The organism is Oleiphilus sp. HI0128 (assembly GCF_001635365.1).
Genome location: NZ_LWGG01000782.1, coordinates 1 through 1,801, shown reverse-complemented (window position 1 = coordinate 1,801; position 1,801 = coordinate 1). Strand labels below are relative to the sequence as shown.

Below are 1,801 nucleotides of genomic sequence, written 5' to 3'. Positions count from 1 at the left end.
TTTCTTTGGACCAAACAAAGACCTTATGCACGTTATCGATAAATCGACATTGGAGATTGTTAAAACACTGCAGCCTATTCCCGGCAAGACGGCGGCTCATATTGAATTCACCAAAGATGGTCGCTATGCCCTGATGAGTATTTGGGATATGGACGGTGCGTTGATTGTCTATGATGCGCAAACGCTTGAGGAAGTGAAACGCTTGCCGATGACGAAGCCTTCGGGGAAGTATAATGTCTTTAATAAAACCACTTACTCCCGTGGCACGAGTCATTAACATGATACTTTAAAGGGCGATGGGCATGAGATTCAGATCTTTAATATTAGGCAGTATTGCAACCATTGTGATCCTGCTAAGTGCTCAGCTCGCCTATGTATTAATTGCCTCTTATATCGGTCAAGCTGCTTCAAACTCCACATTAATTGGTGAACACAAAGACCTGATGTGGTTCTTTCTCAGCATATGCTCATATGCGCTAAGCTTCTTTTTGGGTGGTTTTATTACATCCTTAACGGAGAGCGGTGCGCCCGTGCTGAATGCCGTAACGGTAGGGTTTATCGTCGCCATGTTATCAATGCTTAGTGTTGGCGACCTTAGTGTGCTTAATACTCGGGCATTGATCATGGTGTTCTTCGGCGTCGCATTCGCCTTTCTTGGCGGCGTTTGGGGCGCGGGAGTCTTTGCTAGAAAGCTAGTCTGATTCTTTTCCGTTTGCTGTTCACAACCTGTAACCCCCTAGCTTTGCTTATAGGGTTACACCCCCCTCTCTATTTTTGTCTAGTACTAGCCTGCCAACGAGCCGGAGAGGGTGTAGCCAACAGGTTGGTTGAGGCTATGGTTCTGACCCGATTGAAGCTGTGTGGCTTGTTTAAGCCTTTCTAATTCTCTGTTGTCATTTTAACTCACGGGTGTCATTTAGACTTCTTTAAAGTGTTGTCATAATGAAGGTTTATCAGAAAAATAACAATAAAAACAATGATCTATATCCTGGTACGGTATTTGTAATAGCTAAGTCGTGAGCTTGTTTTTCTGTCCCAATAATTGAATGTCAGAAAAGCATATCAAGGAGGAGGGTTCACATTACAAGTGGGGTGACCGTCAAGGGTATACCGGGTTTTCAAAGGCTCGGTAGCCGTTACTAAAAGCGGCGCAAGAGATAAAAACAGGAGGCAAACATGGCTGATAACTTTACCAAAGGAATGGCCCGAAATATTTATTATGGTGGTGGGGTGTTCTTCTTCCTGCTGCTTGTCGGGCTGACCTTTGACACAATGCGGATATTGCCGGAGCGAGATCATCGGGAAAATATTACCGAAGCTGTCGTGAAGGGCAAAGAAATATGGGAAAAGAACAATTGTATCGGTTGTCACAGTTTGATGGGGGAAGNGGCTTACTTTGCACCTGAACTTGCAAATGTATTTGATCGATATGGTGCCGGTGATGAGGCGGTATTTGAAAGCTTCATGCAAAACTGGATGGCGATTCAGCCATTAAATGTTCCAGGTCGCCGTCAAATGCCTCAGTTCCATTTATCAGAAGAGGACGTACATAACGTTTCTCAATTCCTGATCTGGACCTCGCGCATTGATGACAATGACTGGCCACCGAATAAGCAAGGTTAGGGAGTTGCTATGAAATACGAATCGCAGAGTGTTGCAAAAAACTATTTTATTTTCGCCATGGTTCTGTTCGCAGGTCAGGCGGTATTCGGGCTCATTATGGGTCTTCAATATATCGTTGGTTGTTCAAGGAATTCTCGCCCCATGGTCGGTAAGAGTTCATTAAAAGTAATATCTGCCA

The 1,801-nt window shown here is 44.4% G+C and carries 3 protein-coding genes; all 3 read left to right on the top strand.

The features are described from left to right. Positions 1-277: cytochrome D1 domain-containing protein (locus A3763_RS11140; RefSeq protein ID WP_304440810.1), on the top strand; the 277-nt coding region annotated here is incomplete at its 5' end. Positions 278-302: 25 nt separating this feature from the next. After that, the gene (locus tag A3763_RS11135) at positions 303-701 is read left to right on the top strand and encodes a hypothetical protein (protein ID WP_068634274.1); all 399 of its coding nucleotides are present in this window, start codon (positions 303-305) and stop codon (positions 699-701) included. Positions 702-1,176: 475 nt separating this feature from the next. Further along, on the top strand, positions 1,177-1,623 hold the full coding sequence (locus A3763_RS11130) for a cytochrome c (RefSeq protein ID WP_068760024.1): 447 nt from the start codon (positions 1,177-1,179) through the stop codon (positions 1,621-1,623). The last annotated feature ends 178 nt before the right edge of the window (positions 1,624-1,801 follow it).